At 39.6% G+C, this 23,226-nt stretch carries 22 protein-coding genes, 3 tRNA genes and 1 pseudogene; 13 read left to right on the top strand and 13 right to left on the bottom strand.

Translation table 11 applies throughout. The features are described 5' to 3' along the window. Positions 1–123: 123 nt before the first annotated feature. Both ychF and pth read right to left on the bottom strand, forming a co-directional pair. Entirely contained in the window at positions 124–1,215 is a 1,092-nt protein-coding gene (ychF, locus tag LDL57_RS08870; RefSeq protein ID WP_180560724.1) for a redox-regulated ATPase YchF, read from the bottom strand. Between the two features lie 118 nt (positions 1,216–1,333). Next, on the bottom strand, positions 1,334–1,924 hold the full coding sequence (gene pth / locus LDL57_RS08865) for an aminoacyl-tRNA hydrolase (protein WP_180560994.1): 591 nt from the start codon (positions 1,922–1,924) through the stop codon (positions 1,334–1,336). 295 nt (positions 1,925–2,219) lie between these two features. Here pth and ychH point away from each other — a divergent pair, with 295 nt between their 5' ends. After that, positions 2,220–2,477, top strand: coding sequence for a stress-induced protein YchH (gene ychH, locus LDL57_RS08860; RefSeq protein ID WP_032115930.1), 258 nt, complete (start codon positions 2,220–2,222; stop codon positions 2,475–2,477). A 199-nt stretch (positions 2,478–2,676) separates the two neighbouring features. On the opposite strand, the gene prs is transcribed toward ychH, so the two are convergent. From prs to lolB, 3 genes are all read right to left on the bottom strand, one after another. Next, positions 2,677–3,624, bottom strand: coding sequence for a ribose-phosphate diphosphokinase (prs, locus tag LDL57_RS08855; RefSeq protein ID WP_032115929.1), 948 nt, complete (start codon positions 3,622–3,624; stop codon positions 2,677–2,679). 66 nt (positions 3,625–3,690) lie between these two features. Then, complete coding sequence (gene ispE, locus LDL57_RS08850) at positions 3,691–4,557, bottom strand: 4-(cytidine 5'-diphospho)-2-C-methyl-D-erythritol kinase (RefSeq protein ID WP_180560723.1); 867 nt, start codon at positions 4,555–4,557, stop codon at positions 3,691–3,693. Then, positions 4,554–5,207 (bottom strand): lipoprotein insertase outer membrane protein LolB, encoded by a 654-nt coding sequence (gene lolB, locus LDL57_RS08845; RefSeq protein WP_180560722.1) that lies wholly within the window; start codon positions 5,205–5,207, stop codon positions 4,554–4,556. Before lolB ends, ispE begins: the two co-directional genes overlap by 4 nt. Positions 5,208–5,451: 244 nt before the next feature. Here lolB and hemA point away from each other — a divergent pair, with 244 nt between their 5' ends. The 6 genes from hemA to mnmL are packed head-to-tail and all read left to right on the top strand — an operon-like array spanning position 5,452 to position 11,284. Continuing rightward, positions 5,452–6,714, top strand: coding sequence for a glutamyl-tRNA reductase (gene hemA / locus LDL57_RS08840; RefSeq protein ID WP_180560721.1), 1,263 nt, complete (start codon positions 5,452–5,454; stop codon positions 6,712–6,714). 29 nt (positions 6,715–6,743) lie between these two features. Continuing rightward, positions 6,744–7,826: a peptide chain release factor 1 gene (prfA, locus tag LDL57_RS08835; RefSeq protein WP_180560720.1), complete on the top strand. Its 1,083-nt coding sequence runs from the start codon at positions 6,744–6,746 to the stop codon at positions 7,824–7,826. After that, complete coding sequence (gene prmC, locus LDL57_RS08830; RefSeq protein WP_180560719.1) at positions 7,826–8,677, top strand: peptide chain release factor N(5)-glutamine methyltransferase; 852 nt, start codon at positions 7,826–7,828, stop codon at positions 8,675–8,677. The genes prfA and prmC overlap by 1 nt, the downstream gene beginning before the upstream one ends. Next, positions 8,661–9,470, top strand: a complete 810-nt coding sequence (gene sirB1, locus LDL57_RS08825) for an invasion regulator SirB1 (RefSeq protein WP_180560718.1) — start codon at positions 8,661–8,663, stop codon at positions 9,468–9,470. Before prmC ends, sirB1 begins: the two co-directional genes overlap by 17 nt. Positions 9,471–9,516: 46 nt before the next feature. Further along, entirely contained in the window at positions 9,517–10,371 is an 855-nt protein-coding gene (kdsA, locus tag LDL57_RS08820; protein WP_180560717.1) for a 3-deoxy-8-phosphooctulonate synthase, read from the top strand. Between the two features lie 10 nt (positions 10,372–10,381). Continuing rightward, entirely contained in the window at positions 10,382–11,284 is a 903-nt protein-coding gene (mnmL, locus tag LDL57_RS08815) for a tRNA modification radical SAM protein MnmL/YtqA (RefSeq protein ID WP_180560716.1), read from the top strand. A 44-nt stretch (positions 11,285–11,328) separates the two neighbouring features. Here mnmL and LDL57_RS08810 read toward each other — a convergent pair. After that, positions 11,329–11,418, bottom strand: a tRNA-Ser gene (locus LDL57_RS08810). 221 nt (positions 11,419–11,639) lie between these two features. Here LDL57_RS08810 and LDL57_RS08805 point away from each other — a divergent pair. Beyond that, the gene (locus LDL57_RS08805) at positions 11,640–12,185 is read left to right on the top strand and encodes a TorD/DmsD family molecular chaperone (protein WP_180560715.1); all 546 of its coding nucleotides are present in this window, start codon (positions 11,640–11,642) and stop codon (positions 12,183–12,185) included. Between the two features lie 85 nt (positions 12,186–12,270). Here LDL57_RS08805 and LDL57_RS08800 read toward each other — a convergent pair whose 3' ends face one another. Both LDL57_RS08800 and mdtH read right to left on the bottom strand, forming a co-directional pair. Continuing rightward, on the bottom strand, positions 12,271–12,831 hold the full coding sequence (locus LDL57_RS08800; protein WP_180560714.1) for a lipoprotein: 561 nt from the start codon (positions 12,829–12,831) through the stop codon (positions 12,271–12,273). Positions 12,832–12,875: 44 nt separating this feature from the next. Further along, entirely contained in the window at positions 12,876–14,081 is a 1,206-nt protein-coding gene (gene mdtH, locus LDL57_RS08795; RefSeq protein ID WP_180560713.1) for a multidrug efflux MFS transporter MdtH, read from the bottom strand. A 123-nt stretch (positions 14,082–14,204) separates the two neighbouring features. Here mdtH and rimJ point away from each other — a divergent pair, with 123 nt between their 5' ends. Both rimJ and murJ read left to right on the top strand, forming a co-directional pair. Continuing rightward, entirely contained in the window at positions 14,205–14,783 is a 579-nt protein-coding gene (rimJ, locus tag LDL57_RS08790) for a ribosomal protein S5-alanine N-acetyltransferase (protein WP_180560712.1), read from the top strand. A gap of 144 nt (positions 14,784–14,927) precedes the next feature. Next, positions 14,928–16,463: a murein biosynthesis integral membrane protein MurJ gene (gene murJ, locus LDL57_RS08785; RefSeq protein WP_180560711.1), complete on the top strand. Its 1,536-nt coding sequence runs from the start codon at positions 14,928–14,930 to the stop codon at positions 16,461–16,463. Between the two features lie 137 nt (positions 16,464–16,600). Here the strand turns inward: murJ and LDL57_RS08780 are convergent. The 3 genes from LDL57_RS08780 to LDL57_RS08770 all read right to left on the bottom strand — a co-directional run bounded on the left by LDL57_RS08780 (position 16,601) and on the right by LDL57_RS08770 (position 18,318). Continuing rightward, positions 16,601–16,677, bottom strand: a tRNA-Val gene (locus tag LDL57_RS08780). A gap of 25 nt (positions 16,678–16,702) precedes the next feature. Further along, positions 16,703–16,779: transfer RNA gene (locus tag LDL57_RS08775), tRNA-Val, on the bottom strand. A 165-nt stretch (positions 16,780–16,944) separates the two neighbouring features. Then, complete coding sequence (locus tag LDL57_RS08770) at positions 16,945–18,318, bottom strand: MATE family efflux transporter (protein WP_180560710.1); 1,374 nt, start codon at positions 18,316–18,318, stop codon at positions 16,945–16,947. A gap of 197 nt (positions 18,319–18,515) precedes the next feature. On the opposite strand from LDL57_RS08770, the gene LDL57_RS08765 reads away from it, so the two are divergent. Next, positions 18,516–19,142: a riboflavin synthase subunit alpha gene (locus LDL57_RS08765; RefSeq protein WP_180560709.1), complete on the top strand. Its 627-nt coding sequence runs from the start codon at positions 18,516–18,518 to the stop codon at positions 19,140–19,142. Between the two features lie 381 nt (positions 19,143–19,523). Here the strand turns inward: LDL57_RS08765 and punC are convergent, their stop codons facing one another. After that, positions 19,524–20,729: a purine nucleoside transporter PunC gene (punC, locus tag LDL57_RS08760; RefSeq protein WP_180560708.1), complete on the bottom strand. Its 1,206-nt coding sequence runs from the start codon at positions 20,727–20,729 to the stop codon at positions 19,524–19,526. A 120-nt stretch (positions 20,730–20,849) separates the two neighbouring features. Between punC and punR the strand changes: the two are divergent. Further along, a pseudogene (gene punR, locus LDL57_RS08755) lies at positions 20,850–21,753 on the top strand (DNA-binding transcriptional activator PunR). A gap of 19 nt (positions 21,754–21,772) precedes the next feature. On the opposite strand, the gene purR reads toward punR, so the two are convergent. Then, positions 21,773–22,798, bottom strand: a complete 1,026-nt coding sequence (gene purR / locus LDL57_RS08750) for an HTH-type transcriptional repressor PurR (protein WP_180560706.1) — start codon at positions 22,796–22,798, stop codon at positions 21,773–21,775. Between the two features lie 266 nt (positions 22,799–23,064). Here purR and cydH point away from each other — a divergent pair, with 266 nt between their 5' ends. Beyond that, positions 23,065–23,148: a cytochrome bd-I oxidase subunit CydH gene (cydH, locus tag LDL57_RS18355; protein ID WP_510516328.1), complete on the top strand. Its 84-nt coding sequence runs from the start codon at positions 23,065–23,067 to the stop codon at positions 23,146–23,148. The last annotated feature ends 78 nt before the right edge of the window (positions 23,149–23,226 follow it).

Here is a 23,226-nt window from a genome sequence, read left to right as displayed (position 1 = left end):
GTTAGGCTTTTGCGATATCTAATGAAATAAAAACAGCATAAAAACCAAATTAATTGCATGGATTTTATACTGTTTTTATAGTTTTGCTACTGAGTACTACAATCTGATATTAGAATTTTAGGCTTACACATTAAACAAAAAGTTCATTACATCGCCATCTTGCACAATATAATCTTTACCCTCGGCGCGCATTTTGCCGGCTTCTTTGGCGCCTTGCTCGCCGTTATAGTGAATAAAATCGGCAAAGGAAATTGTTTGGGCGCGGATAAAACCTTTTTCAAAGTCGGTGTGAATTTTGCCGGCTGCTTGCGGCGCGGTGGCACCAACCGGAATGGTCCAGGCGCGAACTTCTTTAACACCGGCCGTGAAGTAAGTTTGTAAATTGAGTAACTGATAACCGGCGCGGATCACGCGATTTAGTCCCGGTTCTTCAATACCCAGCTCGGTCATAAATTCGTCGCGTTCATCTTCATCCAGTTCGGCGATATCGGCTTCGATGGCGGCGCAGACTGGCACCACAACCGAGCCCTCTTGTTCAGCAAAGGCACTGACTGCATCTAGGTGGGGATTGTTTGTAAAACCATCCTCACTAACATTGGCAATATACATGGTGGGTTTCAAGGTTAAAAAGCTGAGATAGCGGATGGCAGCTTTTTCTTCTTTACTTAAGGCTAAAGTCCGTAGCATTTCTGCCTTTTCAAGATGGGGTAAACATTTAGTCAAAACGTCTAATTCAATTTTTGCATCCTTATCACCGCCTTTAGCTTTTTTCTGAATACGATGAATAGCGCGTTCGCAGGTGTCTAAGTCGGCCAATGCCAGTTCAGTATTGATGGTGTCAATGTCCGCTAGTGGATCGACCTGGCTGGCAACGTGGACGATGTTATCATCGTCGAAACAGCGAACGACATGGCCGATGGCTTCAGTTTCACGGATGTTGGTTAAAAATTGATTGCCTAAACCTTCGCCTTTAGACGCGCCTTTTACTAATCCGGCGATGTCAACAAATTCCATTGTGGTCGGCAATACTCGCTGTGGTTTGACAATTTGCGCTAATTGATCAAGACGAGGATCGGGCATCGGTACCACACCCGTATTAGGCTCAATCGTACAAAAAGGAAAGTTTGCAGCCTCGATGCCGGCTTTCGTCAGTGCATTAAAGAGCGTTGATTTTCCTACATTGGGCAGACCAACGATACCGCATTTAAATCCCATAAATATGTTACCTTAATTTTTATCTGTTCAACCGCGTATCGCTAATTGATATATATGAATAAATTTGTCGTTGATTATACACCTAAAAATGTTCTTGCCGAAGCGATGATGGCTTATATTAATTTGCTGCCTTAAACGCGTGTAAGCGGTTTACTGCTTTATTAACCCCTTCATTAAGCAGGATAGGTGTGCAACGTATTGCTTCATCAATGGTGTCATCAATTAATTTTTGTTCCGCTAGGGTCGGTTTGCTCAATACAAATCCGACAACGCTGTTTTTATCACCCGGATGACCAATACCAATACGTAAACGGTAAAAATCAGGATTGTTGCCCAGTTTATTTTGGATATCTTTAAGGCCATTGTGTCCGCCGTTGCTACCGCCCAATTTTATTTTGGCTGTCCCGGGCATTAAATCTAATTCATCATGGGCAACAAGAATTTCAGTGGGCTTGATACGATAAAAGCTGGCCAATGCTAACACGGATTTTCCACTAAGATTCATATAGGTTGTCGGTATCAGTAAGCGAACATCATTATTTGCCAAGTTGATCCTGGCGGTATAACCAAAGAATTTACTCTCTTCTTTCAGTAATTGATTATAATGTTTGGCTAATAATTCGACATACCAGGCCCCTGCATTATGCCGGGTTAGCGCATATTCAGCACCTGGATTAGCCAGACCGACGATCAGTTTTATGTTACTCACCATATTGTTTCACTATTTAGCCGATTTTATTAAAGAACATAGCTTACCTTTTCTGACAATGGAGTACAAAAAGTTAAATTGGATGACAGTAAAATCGGTTAATCAGGTTAGCGGCATGACGGTGACTATTTTTTCAATAAAAATAGTTTTATGTATAGATTTGTGAATAAAATCTTACCTAGTGTGATCACTTCCTCAATCTCTGTCAGAAAATTATTACTATAATATAGCAAAAGAGTCGCTATTTTTATTATTCAATATTGTACATAGAGATAAGTATGCTGGAGGGTATGATATGAAAAGAAAACAGTCTTTTTTATTAGGTAATTGTCTGATGGTTACTGGGATGGCAATTATGGTGATCAGTATTGCCTATAATATTTGCAATCATGTTTTTCAGTTAGATCTACCCGAATATTTAGCAGAAATATCACTGATTAGTCTTTTTATTGGTGCTTTGATTTGGTTAGCCGGTGCCAGGGTGAGTGGGCATGAAGGCATTGCTGATCGTTATTGGTGGCTAAGAAATTTTGATGAACGTCATCGCCGCTAATCGTTAACGCTTTAGCTTAAGCAACAAGATATCCGGTCAAAATAAATTTGATCGTATTTTAATTAACCCATTTATTGTAAGGTTATGCTGTTATTATCTTATAGCAAATAAAAACCCCGTGATAGGTATCAAAGGGTTTTTGATAATACTAAGTTAATAAATGCAGCCGCTAAAAATTTAACTCAGGATAATTTATTATTTAGTGTTCAAACATGGCTGAGATCGACTCTTCATTGCTGATCCTTCGAATGGCTTCAGCCAGCATGCCTGACAGCGTTAAAGAGCGAACCTTATTGAGCTGTTTGATTTCAGCTGATAAGGGAATAGTGTCACAAACAACCACCTCGTCAATGACAGAATCTTTAATATTAGCGACAGCATTACCAGAAAAAATGGGATGGGTAGCATAAGCAAATACCCGTTTAGCACCTCGTTCTTTAAGTGCTTCCGCCGCTTTACACAAGGTACCTCCAGTATCGATCATATCATCAACCAGTACACAGTCTCGATTAGCGACATCGCCAATGATATGCATAACTTGGGAAACGTTTGCTCGTGGCCGACGTTTATCAATAATGGCCATATCGGTATCATTTAATAATTTAGCAATGGCGCGGGCACGGACGACTCCGCCGATATCGGGTGACACGACAATCGGATTGTCTAGATTTTGTTGTAGCATATCTTCTAACAAGATCGGACTACCAAAAACGTTATCTACTGGAACATCAAAAAAACCCTGGATTTGCTCGGCATGGAGATCGACAGTTAAGACACGGTCAACACCAACACTGGAAAGAAAATCGGCCACTACTTTAGCGGTAATCGGCACACGAGCTGAACGTACGCGGCGATCTTGGCGTGCATAACCAAAATAGGGAATGACAGCAGTGATCCGACCGGCCGATGCACGGCGTAGTGCATCAACCATGACAACAAGCTCCATTAAATTGTCGTTTGTTGGGGCACACGTTGATTGTATGATGAAAATATCGCCACCGCGCACATTTTCATTAATTTGTACACTAACTTCACCGTCACTAAAACGACCAACCGCAGCATCGCCAAGGCTCGTATACAGACGATTGGCAACACGTTGAGCAAGTTCCGGTGTAGCATTACCAGCAAAAAGCTTCATATCAGGCACGTAAAAAACCTCAGGCTTGCGTCTATAAAGATATTATCGACCAAAAATATTATTATATTAATGGCTTCAATATCTGGAAATCCCAGCGCGGAATGTATGCAAAGGAGACTGGTTAACGCCTTGCGCAACGAAACCTTGCACCCACTCTGGGGCTTTATTTAACACCTTACGGGCAGCTACTTTAGTTTCGAATTCAGCAAAAACGCAAGCACCTGTGCCGGTAAGACGTGATGATGTATATTCTAGCAGCCATGAAATAAGCTCTTCAACCTCAGGAAAACGTTTTCTTGCGATTGGTTCACAATCATTTGCATATGGCCCTTGTAATAATGCGCTTAATGAGCGTTTTACTGAATTGCGTTTTAATTCAGGATCAGCAAAAATTTGTTGGGTAGCAATATTTATTCCAGGGTGAGCCACTAAATACCATTTTTCAGCCGGATTGGCTGTCAAAAGTTGATCACCGATGCCTTGTGCAAAAGCGGCGTGACCTTTTACAAATACCGGAACATCGGCGCCCAGCTGACGAGCAAGTTCGGCTAGTATATTATCATCAATATCCGTTTGCCAATGGTGATTCAAGGCAATCAAGGTGGTTGCTGCGTTAGAGGAACCACCCCCTAAACCACCACCCGTGGGTAATCTTTTATTAACATAAATATTCGCACCAAGCTGATTATCAGCACGGTCTATTTCCTGGCAATACCGCTGTAATAGATGCGCCGCTCTAACAATTAGGTTATTTTCCGCTGGCAAATTAATAAAGGGTGTAAGCAGCCGAATTTGATTATCTTCACGTGGTTCGATCGTGATTTGATCACCATAATCAAGAAATTGAAACAGAGTTTGCAGTTGATGGTAACCATCAGCCCGACGGCCGGTAATATAGAGAAATAAGTTAAGCTTTGCTGGTGAAGGCCAGGTTAATGTCATTCGTTTAGCGTCCAACTGTCCATTTTTAATTTGATGCGTAGTTTACCTTGCGTTAATTCAATACGACTAGGTAGTTTAGGCTGGCTATCTTGATGATAAGCCAGGTAGTTTAACTGCCAAGTTTCGCCATTTTGCCTATATTTGATAGTTTTTAACAGTCCATTTTCGTCTAATGTGAATGAGGTAGCATTGGTTGGTAAGCCGATTAACCAATAGGGCAGGTTTTCAATTGGAATTTCCATCCCTGTTAATTGATAAATCATCTGTGTTGGATGATTATTAACATATTTTTTACCGTCTCGATCCATTAGTTGAGTAACACTTGGTGTTACATTGAGCTCTAGTTCTGTTGTTCCTAGAGGATTGGTTAGCAACAGGCGGTAATTAGTCAGGCTATATTGCTGCCAAAAGAATTTGGCATAGGTTTTATTATCTGGGCCAATATAGGCAAAAGCACCACGTGTTTGAAATTTTGTCAGCTTGGCCAGTTGTTGCTGGTGGCTTATCCATAAAGGATTGGTTATTGAGCCGTCTTTTTCAGTTGTTAATTGTTGATTAAATGTACAGGCAGTCAAAAAAATAGCAAGTAGCGGAATAAATTTGCAACAAACGTGACGTAAACTGGCAAACTGCTTGGCAAAGAGTATCATTAAATATTTCCTATTCACTCGGTTGGTATCAATTTTTTGCTATCGATCAGAATGTTACTAAGGTAAATGTAACTACAATTGGGGAAAATGCCCCGATTTATTCATTTGCTTAGTTTAACATCTTTAATTGCTTAGTTGCATAAAGTAGAATACTACCTCAAAATTTCCTTATTAAAGTTATCGGTTTTATTTATGTGTGCTTAACAGATGTTTAAAATCCATTTAGTTACTTGATTTAGTGAATATGACATTACTTGCACTCGGTATAAATTATAAAACCGCGCCTATAACGTTACGTGAACGGTTAACCTTTGGGCCGGAAAGGATTGAACATGCACTGGATAATTTACTCCAGCAGCCGTTTGTTCATAGTGGCGTTGTGCTCTCTACCTGTAATCGTACTGAGCTTTATCTCTGTGTTGACTCAGAAGAATCCCTGCAAGATCAATTAATTGATTGGTTATGCAGCTATCATCGTTTAAATTCAAACGAAGTTAAAGCGAGTATTTATTGGCATCAGGATAATGCCGCTGTTAGCCATTTAATGCGAGTTACCAGTGGATTAGATTCATTGGTCTTAGGTGAACCGCAAATTTTAGGACAAGTTAAGCAAGCGTTTTCTAAATCTCAGCACTATAAAAAATTATCCAGTGAGCTGGAGCGTTTATTTCAACGCTCATTTTCAGTGGCTAAACGTATTCGTACAGAAACAGAAGTTGGTGCTTGTGCGGTTTCGGTTGCTTTTTTAGCCTGTAAGCTTGCTCGGCAGATTTTTGAGTCACTATCTGAATTGCATATTTTACTGGTTGGGGCCGGTGAGACAATCGAACTGGCTGCGCGTCATCTGCGTGAACATCGTGCTAAGCACTTGATTATCGCTAATAGAACGCGTGAACACGCTGCGCGTTTTGCCAAGCAAGTAGGGGCGGAAATTATTACGTTAGCTGAAATTGATACTCGTTTAGCAGAAGCGGATATTGTTATTAGTTCTACTGCCAGCCCTTTACCGATCATTGGTAAAGGAATGGTTGAACGGGCAATGAAAGTCCGGCGTAATAAGCCTATGTTGCTAATTGATATTGCTGTTCCGCGAGATATTGAACCGGATGTTAACAAACTGAATAATATTTATCTCTATAGTGTTGATGATTTGCACGCTATTGTGCAACACAATGTGGAACAGCGGAAAATGGCGGCAGTTCAGGCAGAACTTATTGTTGAGCAAGAAAGTGCTTATTTTATGGATTGGTTGCGTTCTCAGTCATCAGTCAATACAATTCGTGATTATCGTAGTCAGGCGGAGCAAATTAGGGCTGAAATGGTAGAAAAAGCGCTTGCTTCGTTGCGAAAGGGTGCAGATAGTGAGAAAGTGATCAATCAATTGACCTATCAATTAATGAATCGCCTGATCCACTCACCAACCAAATCACTCCAGCAAGCAGCGACAGATGGTGATATTCACCGTCTTAATATTTTAAAAGATAGCTTAGGACTGGAGCAAAATTAAACTACCTTAAGTAAGGTCTAACATAACGAATGAAGTCTTCAATAATTGCTAAGTTAGAAGCATTACAGGAACGCTACGAAGAAATTCAAGCTCACCTGGTCGATGCTGAAGTGATCGCAGATCAAGAGCGTTTCCGGGCATTGTCTAAAGAGTATGCGCAGTTAACTGATGTAACTAAATGTTTTCAGTCATGGCGCGCTGTTCAGCAAGATATTGAGACGGCTGAAATATTACTGCATGATCCTGAAATGCGCGAGATGGCTCAGGAAGAATTGAAAGAAGCGAAAAAGCGTAATGAGCAATTTGAACAACAGTTGCAGATTTTGCTATTACCAAAAGATCCAGATGATGAGAAGAATTGTTTTTTAGAAATTCGGGCCGGTACCGGTGGTGATGAGGCGGCAATATTTGCCGGTGATCTTTTTAGAATGTATAACCGCTATGCTGAATCCCGTCGTTGGCGCATTGAAATTATGAATGCGAGCGAGGGTGAACATGGGGGTTATAAAGAAATTATCGCTAAAGTTTCTGGTGATAGCGTCTATGGCCGTCTAAAGTTTGAGTCAGGCGGACATCGTGTCCAGAGGGTGCCGGAAACAGAATCTCAAGGGCGTATTCATACCTCTGCTTGCACAGTTGCTATTCTGGCGGAAATTCCGGCAACCGAACTACCTGATATTAACCCGAGTGACTTAAGAATTGACACTTTTCGTTCATCAGGAGCGGGTGGACAACATGTTAATACCACTGACTCTGCTATCCGTATTACCCATATTCCAACCGGAATTGTGGTTGAATGTCAGGATGAACGTTCACAACATAAAAATAAAGCTAAAGCACTGTCGGTTTTAGCAGCCCGTATTCGCGCAGCGGAAATGCAGAAACGCCGTGAAGCGGAAGCCTCAGAGCGCCGCAATCTACTCGGCTCAGGTGATCGTTCCGACAGGATCAGAACTTATAATTTTCCACAAGGCCGCATCACTGATCATCGTATCAACTTAACGCTCTATCGTTTAGATGAAGTGATAGAGGGAAAATTAGATATGCTGATCCAGCCTATTATTAACGAATATCAAGCAGATCAACTTTCTGCTTTATCAGAGCAGGATTAATGAATTATCAGCATTGGTTAACTTATGCGGCTAATAAGCTTTGCCATAGTGATAGTGCAAAACGTGATGCTGAAATTCTGTTGCAATATATAACAGGACATACACGAACTTTCCTTATCGCCTTTGGCGAAACAGAATTAAACATTAAGCAACAACAACAGCTTGAACATCTCTTAGCTCGTCGTGCTAAGGGTGAGCCTATCGCTTACTTAGTCGAAGAAAAAGAGTTTTGGTCTTTAGCAATAAAAGTTTCACCTGTTACATTAATCCCGCGTGCGGATACAGAATGTTTAGTTGAGCGAGCATTACAATTATTATCAGATAAACGAGCAGTAAAAATATTAGATTTGGGCACAGGTAGTGGTGCTGTGGCGTTAGCTTTAGCATCTGAGTGCCCGCAAGCGCAGATAGTCGGTGTTGATATTAGTGATACTGCAATTGCATTAGCCCAACTTAATGCTGATAATTTGCTAATTAATAATGTCAAATTTTGCAAAAGTAATTGGTTTACTTCACTACCAATTCAGCAATTTGATATGATTGTCAGTAATCCACCTTATATTGATGAATATGATCCTCATTTACAGCAAGGTGATGTGCGTTTTGAACCCAAAACAGCATTAATATCGGCTAATCAAGGGTTGGCTGATATTCAATTGATAATTGAACAATCACGTAACTATTTAGCTAATAAAGGATGGCTTTTACTCGAACACGGGTGGTTGCAAGGAGAGCAAGTAAGGCAGTTATTTTCCTGTCATCAGTATCAACAGGTAGTAACTTTTCAGGATTATGGTGGTAATGATCGTATTACAGTAGGTCAATGGAAATGTGATGAAAACCATAGCTGATTTTGAATTTAATAAAGCACCACTGAGCGAAGGTATTATACTTGTTTCACGGATTATTCGGCCAGATTTTCCTGTTGAACAAGTTAATGCACAACTTAGGCTTCTAGTTGCCGAAGCGAGGCAAGCAATACAAGCTGATGATGATATAGAAACGCAAGTATCTATATTACTAAAATTATTTTATCAAGACTGGCTTTTTAGCGGTGTAACGGGGGTTTATTCGCTTTCTGAGGCGCTTTGGCTGGATAAAGTGCTAATAGCAAGAAAGGGGGCACCTGTTTCATTGGGGACGATTTTTTTGCATGTTGCCACTCAATTGCAGTTGCCGGTAATGCCAATTATTTTTCTGACTCAACTTATTCTATGCGTTCGTCGAGAAGATGGCACTTATTGGTATATTAACCCAATAAATGGTGAAACGCTCACCGAGCAGATGCTTGATTTATGGGTCAAAGGAACAATTAGCCCCTTTGCTCATCTGACGCGAAAAGATATAGAAGAAACTGCGCATAGAACTATCATACGCAAAATGTTTGATACAATAAAAGCGGCGTTGATGGAAGAAAAGAAAATGGAACAAGCGCTAAGAGTTTGTGAAACATTATTAATTTTGGATCCGAAAGACCCATATGAAATACGTGATAGAGGGCTTATTTTTGCTCATCTTGAATGTAATCATGTCGCTATTTCTGATTTAAATTATTTTGTTGAACAATGCCCAGGAGATCCTGTTTCTGAAATGATAAAAATGCAAATCTATTCAATAAAAGGCCAGCAGGTTACCTTGCATTGATGATCAAAAATGGTAATTAATTTGCTGTCATAAAAAGGGTAAGAGCATGCAATATAAAGTTGTCGCCATTGATAATATTAAAGTGGCAAATAATCTACCATTTGTTTTATTTGGTGGGATGAATGTGCTTGAATCGCGCGATCTGGCAATGAAAATTTGTGAACATTATGTCACCGTGACAGACAAGCTTAATATTCCTTATGTTTTTAAGGCTTCCTTCGACAAAGCGAACCGCTCTTCAATTCATTCCTATCGTGGCCCAGGGCTGGAAGAAGGAATGAAAATTTTTCAAGAAATCAAACAAACATTTGGTGTTAAGGTCATTACTGATGTACATGAACCAGCGCAAGCCGCACCGGTTGCCGAGGTGGTCGACGTTATTCAACTACCGGCTTTTTTAGCGCGACAAACTGACCTAGTTGAAGCGATGGCAAAAACCGGTGCGGTTATTAATATTAAAAAACCGCAATTTATCAGCCCTGGTCAAATGGGGAATATTGTTGATAAATTTAAAGAAGCAGGTAATGAAAAAGTTATTCTCTGTGATCGCGGAGTAAATTTTGGTTATGATAACTTGGTCGTCGATATGTTAGGTTTCAACGTTATGATGAATGTATCAAAAGGTTCGCCAGTTATCTTTGATGTTACTCATGCATTGCAATGCCGTGATCCTTTTGGTTCTGCTTCCGGCGGTCGTGGTGCACAGGTTGCTGAGTTAGCGAGAGCGGGTATGGCAGTCGGTTTGGCGGGATTATTTTTGGAAGCGCATCCTGATCCCGCTAACGCTAAATGTGATGGACCATCGGCACTACCATTAGCAAAATTAGCGCCTTTTCTTGAACAGGTGAAAGCCATCGATGATTTGGTGAAAAGTTTTGCCCCATTAGATACCGCTAATTAATTGTGATTTTATGCAGTTAAATGATGTTGTTACTATGTTTGGCGCTGATCTTCAGCGCCGCTACGGTGAAAAAATTCATAAGATCAGTTTGCATGGTGGTTTTAATTGCCCTAATCGGGATGGCTCATTAGGGCGTGGCGGCTGTACCTTTTGCAATGTTGCCTTTTTTTCCGATGAACAACAACAGCAATTTTCCATCCAGCAACAGATCGCGCTAAAAGTGAAAAAAATTCATCGTGCTCAGCGTTATCTGGCTTATTTCCAAGCTTATACCAATACCTATGCTGAAGTTGCTATTTTAAAAACACTATATCAACAGGCATTAAATCAGGCTAATATTGTTGGACTTTGTGTCGGTACGCGGCCGGATTGTGTTTCGCAACCGGTATTGGATTTATTAGTCGAATATCAGCAGCAAGGATATGAAATCTGGTTAGAGCTTGGTTTACAAACTTCCCATGATAAAACCTTAAAAAGAATTAATCGCGGCCACGATTTTGCCTGCTATCAAAAAATAGCTCGAATTGCTAGCAAAAAGGGATTAAATGTTTGTGTTCATTTAATTGTTGGACTGCCAGGCGAAACTACTAAAGAAAATCTGCAAACCTTATCTCGCGTCATTGATACCGGTGTTGATGGTATTAAATTGCATCCATTACATATTGTTGATGGAAGTATAATGGCGAAAGCTTGGCGAGCAGGACGTTTGTTATCACTTGAATTAACTCAATACGTTGAAATGGCCGGTGAAATGATCCGTCATACCCCAAAAAATATTATTTACCATCGGATCTGTGCCAATGCCCGCAAGCCCACTTTACTTGCGCCCGATTGGTGTGCCAATCGTTGGTTAGGTATGAATGCGTTATATCAATATCTTTGTCACAATGGCGGTCAGCGCTCTGCGCTATAAATGTGTGGTGGGGAATTTAAAAAGTTGCAGAAAGACATTTTATATGGCGGTGAGGGAGGGATTCGAACCCTCGATACGTTTTCACGTATACACACTTTCCAGGCGTGCTCCTTCAGCCACTCGGACACCTCACCGGTTATCATGCTAATATAGCGATACTAGAATGACGGGGCGCTACTATAGGAAAAAGCAGACTGACCGTCAATAATATATTGCAACTTTTGCCTCTTTTTGCAGTTAACCAGATAAATAAAGACCAATCTGTTGAAAATATATTCGATATTGCTAGTCAATGTTTTATTGTCCTTACTAAGAAGTAAAATTATTAAATGTATAGCATAAGTTGGAAATAATAATGAATGAATTTTCCGTGATTTGCCGAATACTAGGAACACTCTTTAATCGTTCGCCAGAGGATCCGGTTACTAAACCTCTATTTGAATTGATTATGCAAGATAAATTGAAAATGTCTTGGCCGTTAGAGCAAGATGAATTGTTAACCCAATTAGCCGCTAGCAGTCAGGATCTAGCGCTAGTGATTAAAGATTTTAAGCAACTATTTCTTGATCCTACCTCAGCTATTGCTAATGGTATTAGTCAATATAGTGAAATATCCGCCACGGCAGTTAATGAATTTTTACTAGCAAATGGCATACCGCTATCAGCGGAAAAAACTGATCGTTTTGCAGCTTTGTTATTGGCAGCATCTTGGTTGGAAGATAATGCGCCGCAGGATCCGCTATTGACTCAAATTCAGTTATTTGATCAGTTTATTTTACCTGCCAGCGAATTATTTTTTAGCCAAGTAGAAACCCATGCAGTAAGTAATTTTTATCCTACTTTAGTCATGATAACGCGTGAAGCTTTAGTAGCATTGCGCGAAGAGTTGGCTGATAATTAGTGACGCTGTCACTTAAGGTTGAAATCTAACAGGCGAGATATAGCGCCTGTTATACCTTATTGGCGCTTGATGGTGACTAATTTGCTCATTCTACTAATGGGATAACTAACTTACCCGGTTTGACTTCAAGCCCTTTGGCAATTTTTTTGGCTAATGCTTCTGCTGTACTTTTTTCTGGTTGTAATATATAGACAGGATTTTTTTCAAAATAGGCTTTTAAGGAGTTATTAACAATTGGCAGTATTGGGCTAATTGTGCTGGCCATTTTTTCAGGTGTGATTTTGTGATCAGAAATTTCCAGCTGTTTTAAATAGATGGCACCGCTCTCTACATCAAAATAGGGCAGTGAAGTGATAGCTAAGGACACTTCTGCTTGTGTTGAACCAAATAGCGTTTCAAGGTTAATTTTGGCTACGCCCATTAAGGTAATTTTATTCGGCTCAGTTCGACCTATTTGAGCAGTAAGATTGGCTAAATCGATACCCGCATCTGCCAGTCCGGCAATACCTATTTTTTTACTATAGTGGGTATGTTTGGTCAGATAGTTATTAATGGTATCTTCACTAATACTGAATTCGGTTAATTGATCGCATCCAGCTATCATTCCACATAATAACAATAGTACTGCGGTAAAAAAATGCTTCATATTTGTTTTTTCTCCTGTAATTTTTATAGCAAGATTGTACCCAACTATTCATCGTTAATAATAATAGTTTTGTTTTGCTGCTGATTAAATTGTTGGTACAAAGCCCATAAGGTTAATAATCCTATTATGCTTAATAGATGCCAAGGTAGTGCCGGTAAATCCCACTGATATCCGATATCATATAGCCAGCCACCACCGATATAGCCTATTGCACCCCCTAAAGCATGGCCTAATCGGCTAAAACCCATATAACTGCCACGAGCATGAGGATCTGTCAGTGAAGCACTTAATGTTTCACGTGCAGGCTCAGCAGTGATAGTACCTAAATAGAACAGACTGATCAGGGCAAAAAGTAGCGTCGGTGAATGGGTAAAGCCAATGGGAAGCATGGCCAGGCTCATAAGAAGTAAACCAGTCATTAACCGTTGCTCGAGGCGAAAATACTTTTCACTCCAACGAGCGATTGGATAAAGTAAGGTTAAAGAGATAATGGCTTCAATGGTATACATCCATTTAATGGCAGTTGGTGTGCCGGTTATTTCATTAACAACAATTGGAAACATTAACATAACTTGCACGAACAAAATAAAATAGCCAGTCAGAGTAAGGATGTATTTTATAAAGCGTTGGTCGCGAAATACTTTACTCATACCGGCACGAATTGGTATCCGACTAGCTGAGATACGATAAGCAGGCAATAGCCAGGCGTTTGAAATGGCTGCAATAATAAAAATTGTTGTACCCGTCCAACAAACAAACTGAAAATCATACAGTAAAAGCCAACCACCGAGTAGGGCACCGAGAACAGCGCCGGCACTATCTTGCATTAATAATAAAGAATAAAAACGTCCTCGTTCATGGGGTTTGGTAAGCTTAATGACTAAGGCAATACGAGGAGGATCAAATAAAGTTCCGCCTAAGGCGGACAGAATACAAGATAACCACAAAATCCAGGGAACGGTAGCCATTGCCATTAAGGCGAAACCGATTGCACGTAACAGCATGCCAAGCACTATCATTGGTTTAGCACCAAAACGATCGGCTATTGCGCCACCGAAAATGCCTAAACCTTGTTGGAATATTTGTCTGAGGCCAAGGGCAAAACCAACCACTAAGCCAGGCCAGCCTAATTGTTCAACGAAGTGAATCGATATTAGTGGAAATACGACAAAAAAGCCCAATACGACTAACATATTATCGAGTAAAAGAAAATATTTACCGAGGTTTCGCGCTTGTGTTACTGGAGACATTTAGCACCATTGGGTATCGCATAGTGATATTTTGTAAATATAATACTAGTAGATTAGATATACTTACTATTGTAAAAATCAAATATATTTATATTCAGCACAAATATCCTGGAGTTGGCTGCGATGTTTGGATATCGAACCAGAGAGCCTGAATGTTATTTTATTACTGAACGTTTGATCATACGGTTAGCTTGTGAAAACGATGCTTTTCGTCTGGTTGATTACTATTGCCGCAACAAAGAGTTTTTAAAACCTTGGGAACCCATTCGTGATAGTAGTTATTATCAGCCTTCTGCCTGGACTAAACGTTTGCACATTATGGCAGAGATGCATCGTCGAAAAAGTGCTTTTCATTTTCTGTTGTTAGATAAGTATGAGACTGAAGTTATCGGAGTGATTAATTTTAGTAACGTTATCAGAGGGGCTTTTCAGGCTTGTTATCTAGGTTATTCAATGGGTGAAATGTGGCAAGGAAAGGGATTGATGTATGAAGCTTTAATGCCGACGATTGATTTTATGCAATATCAGCAGCAAATGCATAGAATTATGGCAAATTATATGCCACATAATCATCGCAGTGGTAATTTGCTGAAAAAGATAGGTTTCAAACCAGAGGGATATGCGAAAGCTTATTTACAAATTAATGGTGAGTGGCGCGATCATATTTTAATGTCACTAATTAGCAAAAATAACCAGGAATAATTTTTGCTAAATAAAACCAGCATAATAATGATCGATTTTTATCTGCTGATTTAGTAAAAATAGTTATTTTAATTCATGGTCATGCTTACCGGTCGCTGATACACTTTATCAATCTATTATGGTCATCATTAATAAAGATATTGCATGAATCTACTAAAATCGTTAGCAGCGATAAGCTCTATGACAATGTTTTCCCGAATATTAGGATTTATTCGTGATGCGATTATCGCCCGTTTTTTTGGTGCTGGTGCGGCGACAGATGCTTTTTTTGTTGCTTTTAGATTACCGAATCTTTTGCGCCGAATTTTTGCCGAAGGCGCATTTTCCCAAGCATTTGTTCCTATCTTAGCTGAATATAAAAATCAGCAGGGTGATGAAGCCACTCGCACCTTTATTGCTTATGTCTCTGGTTTATTGACCTTGATTTTAGCCATCGTTACATTGGCAGGGATATTAGCGGCCCCTTGGATTATTTATATTACCGCACCCGGTTTTACTGATACACCGGATAAATTCGATTTAACCGTTGGTTTATTGAGAATCACTTTTCCATATATTTTGTTGATCTCTTTAGTCTCGTTGGGGGGAGCTATCTTAAATACTTGGAACCGTTTTTCTGTTCCTGCTTTTGCCCCTACCTTGCTTAATATCAGTATGATTATGTCAGTACTGTTGTTGGCGCCCTATTGTACACCACCTATTATCGCGTTAGCGTGGGGGGTTTTTGCTGGTGGCATTTTACAGTTGTTGTATCAATTACCTTATTTACAAAAAATAGGTATGTTAGTTTTACCGCGTATCTCTTTGCGTAATAGCGGTGTGTGGCGGGTAATGAAGTTAATGGCGCCGGCGATTATTGGTGTTTCAGTAAGCCAAATTTCGTTAATTATTAATACTATTTTTGCCTCATTTTTACAATCAGGTTCTGTGTCGTGGATGTATTATGCTGACCGATTAATGGAGCTTCCTACCGGTGTTCTAGGGGTGGCATTGGGTACTATTTTATTACCCTCTCTGGCGAAAAGTTTTTCCATGGGTGATCAGCAAGAATATCAGCGTTTAATGGACTGGGGGTTACGGCTTTGCTTTTTATTAGCGTTACCTTGTGCTATTGCATTGGCTATTTTAGCTCAGCCATTAACGGTGTCACTTTTTCAGTATGGTAATTTTAGTGCCTACGATGCGGTAATGACTCAGCGAGCGTTAATTGCCTACTGTGTCGGTTTAATGGGGTTAATTGTCGTTAAAGTATTAGCGCCTGGGTTTTATTCGAGACAAGATATTAAAACACCGGTCAAAATTGCCATTATTACCTTAATTTTGACACAATTAATGAATCTTGCCTTTATTGGCCCGCTAAAACATGCTGGCTTGGCCTTATCAATCGGTTTAGCGGCATGTTTTAATGCTTTGATGCTTTATTGGCAATTACGTCGCCAGGCAATTTTTATCCCATTAGCTGGCTGGGGAAAATTCTTGTTTAAATTAGTCGCCGCTTTAATTGTTATGGTCGCGGTATTATTGCTGGTATTAAATTTTATGCCGGCCTGGGAGCAAGGCAATATGTTGATGAGGATTACGCGGTTATTATTGGTGGTTTTTGCCGGTGCAATAAGTTATTTTGCGGCATTATTTGTTTTTGGTTTTCGTTTGCGAGACTTTTCACAGCGGGCTATTTAGTTAATTAAGCGACAAATAGTCTTGGTTAAGTGATCATGAGTAGGGTGAAAAAGCGTTAACGCGCTTTTTGATTGCTTATCGAAACTGTAAGCTCACTGGCTTTACAATCAAAAGAGAGAATTGGGAACAGATAGATTTGGTGCGTCCGAGTGGACTCTAACCACCGACCCCCACCATGTCAAGGTGGTGCTCTAACCAACTGAGCTACGGACGCACAAGATAAATATATCGCTAACAATTGGTGCGTCCGAGTGGACTCGAACCACCGACCCCCACCATGTCAAGGTGGTGCTCTAACCAACTGAGCTACGGACGCAATAAGAATTGCTATGGCGACAATGTGGAAACGAATATTAACGGGTCGTTTCCATTCTGGCAAGGGAAAAATAAAATTTCACATCTAACTGCTCGTATTTAATGCTATTTAGCATTAAACAGCAATTTTTCTTTTTTTATACCTTGTACCCGTTTGACAAAATAGTTATCGAGTTGAATGCCGTAATACAAACTCGTCTGGTTGGCGTTGAAGCCATAGTATGCGAGAAAGAATCATGATAGCTGATGCAGTTAAGCTAATAATAAAACCGATCCAGAAACCTTTAGGTCCCAGATGAGGTACAATAAAATCTGTTAAACCAAGTAGATAACCTGTCGGTAGGCCGAGTAACCAGTAAGCAATGAAAGTGATGAAGAAAATCGAACGGGTATCTTTATAGCCGCGTAATATACCGGCGCCAATTACCTGGATGGCATCGGAAATCTGATAAATAGCAGCGAATAACATTAATTGTGACGCCAAAAGCACCACTTCTGGATTGCGATTATACATTAATGCGATCTGCTCTCTAAGTGACACTGTCACAAGTGCGGTGCAACAAGCTACTGTTAGACCGACCATGATACTAGCATAGGCGGATGTTTTCGCGTTTTCAGTTGCAGAACTGCCTAAATTATATCCGACGCGAATGGTTGCTGCGATACCAAGAGAAATAGGAAACATAAACATTAACGAACTAAAATTTAATGCTACTTGATGTCCTGCGACAGCGATAATACCTAATGGCGCGACCAGTAAGGCGACAATAGCAAAAAGAGTTACTTCGAAGAAATAAGCAAGACCAATAGGTAATCCTAACGCGAACAGACGTTTTAATAATGAAAAGTCAGGTAAAGCAAATTGTTTATTAGCACGGATGTCTCGTTGTGAAGGGGTATGGCGGATATACCAACGCATAAAAAAGAACATTGCCCAATATACCGAGGCAGTGGCTACACCACAACCGACACCACCAAGAGCCGGAGCACCAAAATGACCATAAATAAAAATATAGTTGATTGGTATGTTAATAAATAAACCAAGAAAACCAATGAACATACCGGGTTTTGTTTTAGATAACCCATCACACTGACTGCGTAAAACTTGATAAAAAAGATAGCCTGGTGCTCCCCACATAATGGCATGCAGAAACCGCACAGCCTTATTTGCCAGTTCATGATCAATATTAGGCATATTATTTATAATATGATGGGCATTATAAATAACACCCATAACTAAAAGTGATAAGAAGAAAGCTAGCCATAAGCCTTGTTGTATATGATTGCCAATAACTTGACGTCGGCCTGAACCATTTAATTGCGCTACCACCGGAGTTAAAGCCATCAATAAGCCGTGGCCAAACAAAATAGCAGGTAACCAGATAGAGGTTCCTACCGCAACTGCAGACATATCTGTTTCACTGACTTTGCCCGCCATTACTGTATCGACAAAACCCATAGCGGTTTGTGAGAATTGAGCAAGAATAATCGGAATACCCAATGCTAATAGGCTTTGTGCCTCTTTAAAATATTTATTCACCCACCATACCTTATAAAAAATGAACAGAAGCCGGAAAAGGAATTGATCCGTTAAAAATTGGCTTATTGTATCGATTTGGTAAAGTTATCGCTATAAATAGATAGAAAGCTGCCATATTTATTGTTTCTAGAGTGCTTATCTAGCATAACTGGCGTAGAATGATGACTAATCTGTTATTAAAGTTGGGAACTCAATATATGTTTACAGGCATTGTGAAAGGAAAAGGAATATTAATTGCGGTGGAAGATAGCGTTAATTTTCGTACCTATACTGTTCAATTTCCTAGTGAATTACTCGCTGGTTTAGAAACAGGCGCCTCTGTGGCTAATAATGGCTGTTGTTTAACGGTAACCCATATTAATGGGGATAAGGTGAGTTTTGATTTAATGAAGGAGACTTTGCGACTGACAAACTTAGGCAGTTTAAAACTAGGCGATATGATTAATTTAGAAAGATCAGCAAAATATGGTGATGAAATTGGGGGTCATGTTATGTCGGGTCATATCATTACGACCGCCGAAGTAGCCAAGATTTTTAAAGCTGAAAATAATCTCCAAATTTGGTTTTATCTACATGATAAACAATTAATGAAATATATTCTGCACAAGGGCTTTATCGGCGTTGATGGAATTAGTTTAACAGTTGGCGATGTGGTTAATAATCGTTTTTGTGTCCACCTGATCCCAGAAACCATTGCGCGTACCACGATTGCAGAAAAGCGTCTGGGAGATAAAGTTAATATTGAAGTTGATGCCCACACCCAAGCGGTAGTTGATACTGTTGAGCGGGTAATGGCACAAAAATATAATCATCAGCTGTGTTAAGCCTGTAGCCACGCAATTTTAATTAGGTTAAGTAATTTTAAAAGAAGAAACAGGATCTGATTAACAATAGGCAAAGGTTTCTTCTTATTAGAATAAGGTTAATGGCAAAAGTGGTTTTCCGTGTTTAATTGACTAATTTGTGGCTAAGTTAAATCTGCCAATAAGCGCTATAAATAAACAAGAATAGCCCTACTAAAAAATGCGTCGCCAATAACAAAACTCGCCTAATTAATATAATGAAACGTTTATGGCAAAGATTTTCGCTCTCTGGCCGCTTGACAGGTAAAACAACTGATAAATTACTTACTGAAAAATGACAATTTAACATGCTTAGTTAGTCGACATCCTACATCTCACCAGCGTTTGTTTAAAGATTTTTTACTATTCTAATGTTTCCGCAGTATTGGCTGAATTTTTACTTTTTTGCAGCCAGTAGCCTATTAGCAGTGGAATAATGGTAGAAACCATAACAGTGCTAGTTGCTAGCAGAGGGTTGGCAATTAGGCTAGATACCGCCAGACTTGCCGTAAAACACAAACCTAGCTGGAGAGTATTTTGTAAAGCGGCGGCTTTACCACTGTCTTTAGGAAAAACACTTAAGGCATTTGACACCACAATAGGATAGCAAGCACCGTTCATCGCAGCCATACAGCAGAAAGGTAGTAACAGGGCAAATAAATTAGGTTGGGAATAGATAGCAAGAATGAAGATAACCAATACACTTATTGCATAACCGATAAGAATGATTGGCAACAGGATTTGGTTTTTTATTTTGGCGATTAAATAACGTCCCCCGTAGCCACCGAACATAAAGGCAATGGTTTGAGGTACGTAACTGATACCAATATCCTGCGGATTATATCCCATTTTAGTTAAAATAAACGGAGAGCCGGTTAGCCAGGCAAAAAATCCGGCACTACAGGCGGCATAAATTAATACATTACCACTAAAAATGGCAGAACGTAGAAAGGTGATAAAAGTAGGAGTGGATTTTATTTTGTGAGTTTTTTCTAAACGTTTTTTTTCCTGTAATAAAAGGGTGGCCAGAAAAAGCAATATTCCGATGATAGCTAAACTAAAAAATATTATTTGCCAGCTATTACCAGTAAGGATCCAGGCACCTAATAAGGGGGCTAAGGCCGGCGACAGCGCAACTAAAGGCATAATGGTGGCAAATACCCGTCTAGCATATAGGCCACTAAAACGATCAATTACCAAAGCTTGCCAAATGACCGCTGTTGAACAAACTCCAATACCTTGAATAAATCGCAAAATAAGCAATTGGCTGCCATTGGTGATACCGAGTGTGGCCAGACAGCTAGTAATAAATAGCGCTAGTCCAATTAATAAAACGGGTTTTCTGCCAATACGATCGGAAAGCGGCCCCCAACTAAGTTGAGCGAAGGCAAAACCACATAAAAATAGACTAAGACTTGCGCTGATGGTATTTGCTGAGGTATTAAGTTGTTGTTGCATAATACTAAAAGCAGGTAAGTACATATCAATGGCCAAAAAACCGAGCATACTTAAGCCAGCAAGATAAAGCATAAAGCCAAAATTGTGTTGATTGGGGTTATTTTTATTCATATTGGTATCAATAAATTAAATAATATCAAATATCGCTTTTTATTGTATAAGAGATGAATTTTTGTTGTGAAGCGTTATTATTTGCATATTGTTATCAAATATTTTGACAGGTTAAAGGCTATGTGGTCAGAGTACTCCCTTGAAGTAATTGATGCCGTTGAAAGAACGGGCAGTTTTAGTGCCGCTGCCGCAGAGTTACATAGAGTTCCCTCTGCGGTAAGTTATACCGTAAAACAATTGGAAGAGTGGCTGGCTGTTGCTTTGTTTGAACGGCGTTATCGTGATGTTGTACTTACCGATGCCGGTAAATTTTTCGTTAAAAATGCGCGCAATATTATCAAGACCATGCGTGATACACGCCATCAATGTCAACAGATTGCCAATGGTTGGCATGGACAATTTAGTATTGCTATTGATCGTAGTTAAACCAGAAAGAATATTGCAATTAATATTAGATTTTTATCGCCACTTTTCTGATATTGAACTTTTTATTCAGCAGGAAGTTTATAATGGGGTATGGGAGGCGTTGGTCGATGGGCGAGTAGATATTGCTATTGGTGCAACGCGCGCGTCGCCAATTGGCGATAGATATAGTTTTCGTGATATGGGCTTTATGCCCTGGTCATGTGTTGTCAGCATAAATCATCCTTTAGCACAAATAAGCGGTCTAATTAACGATCAACAATTACGTCATTATCCAAGTTTATGTTTAGAAGATACCTCTCGTTACTTGCCAAAGCGAGAAACTTGGGCATTAGATAACAAAAAACGGCTTATTGTGCCAGATTGGGAAAGTGGTCTGGCTTGCTTAAAAAATGGATTATGTTTAGGATTTGCGCCTAAACATCGGGTAGAGCAACTTTGCCGCATAAATGAATTAAAAACATTGCAAATTAAGCAACCCTTACCTGATAGTCCATGTTGTGTTATATGGAATGAAGAAAAGCGTTCTCCAACCTTGAGTTGGTTACTGGATTACTTAGGTAATAGTGAAACGCTCAATGCCGAGTGGCTGACTAATTGATAATGTTCAAATCTAGTGATTATCTGCGGTAATCAATAAACGGACCATCGACAACTGAACGACGTTCAATAAGCTCAGGATGTATTTCAATAGTTTGTGCATCTTTGCGTTTATTAATAATGCGATCAAGCAGCATAGTAAAAGCCATTTGGCCTAAACGTTCTTTGGGTTGATGAATGGTGGTTAACGCTGGTGTAAAAAAACGCGCATTGCGCACATTGTCATAGCCAATAATAGAGATATCATGGGGAACACGAATGCCTAATTCATTTGCTGCACAGATAGCCCCCATCGCCATAATATCACCGCCACAAAAAATGGCGCTCGGTCTTTGTTGGTGATTTAAAATTTGTTTCATCGCATCGTAGCCAGAAGATGGCTCGAAATCACCCTCGACAATCCATTTATCATGTGGTTGGATGTTAGCTTCCTTCATAGCATTGAGAAAACCTTGCCGCCTACCACTGCCGGTATTGCGTTTTAAAGGTCCAGAGATGATCCCTAAATCACGATGCCCGCGTTCAATCAGATAGCGTCCGGCAAGATAACCACCATAAACCGCATTATCAATAATGACATCGGTAAAATCACCATGTGCTTGCCCCCAATCCATCACTACCATTGGAATATTACGGTATTCTTCTAACATTCCGAGTAGTTGTTTTGGATATTCTGAACACATTACCAGTAAACCATCAACCCGTTTTTGCGCTAACATTTGTAAATAGGCTTGTTGTTTATTCAGATTATTATGTGAGTTGCACAGGATCAATGTATACCCTTGGCTATAACAGTTGTTTTCTACTGACTCGATGACTTCTGCAAAATAAGGGGCTTCATTAGTTGTGGCCAGTAACCCAATGGATTTAGTATGGTTAACTTTCAAACTACGAGCGACGGCACTAGGAGAATAATTAAGTGTTTTAATGGCTGCCCAAACAATCGTTTTTGTCTTTTTGGCGACAAAACGGGTGTTATTAATTACATGAGATACGGTGGTAGTCGAAACACCCGCTAACTTTGCCACATCCTTAATTGTTGCCATGATTAAAAAGACTCCTGAACCATTCTCAATTCTATTACTATTATTTAAAAACGACTATTATTGAACTATAAAAATAACCATTTGATAATTAAGTTATCAGTAAACTGTCCATTTTGTCTGATTTGTCATAAAAACAAAAGTGTTAATCAATATTTCCTCGATGATATAATAGAAAATAGTTTTTATTGTTGTATGATGTTATGACATTTAATGATTTTTCATTCGCTAATTTATGAATAAAGCAGTGAGAATAGTGAGGTGAGGTTATGGATACTGATTTTAAGTATGGTTTATGTACTGCGATTGTTGCATTGTTAATGATTGTATCATTTGTTTCTTTTATTTTCTGACTATTAGGTTGGCTTAACTGTCTGCTCGGATCGTTACAACGATAATGGTTTTTGGCTTAACCAGTATAATGTAATCAG

Source organism: Arsenophonus apicola (assembly GCF_020268605.1).
In the GTDB taxonomy this organism is placed as follows: Bacteria; Pseudomonadota; Gammaproteobacteria; order Enterobacterales; family Enterobacteriaceae; genus Arsenophonus; species Arsenophonus apicola.
Note: the sequence above shows the minus strand (reverse complement) of the source record. Positions and strands in the feature narration are given on the sequence as shown.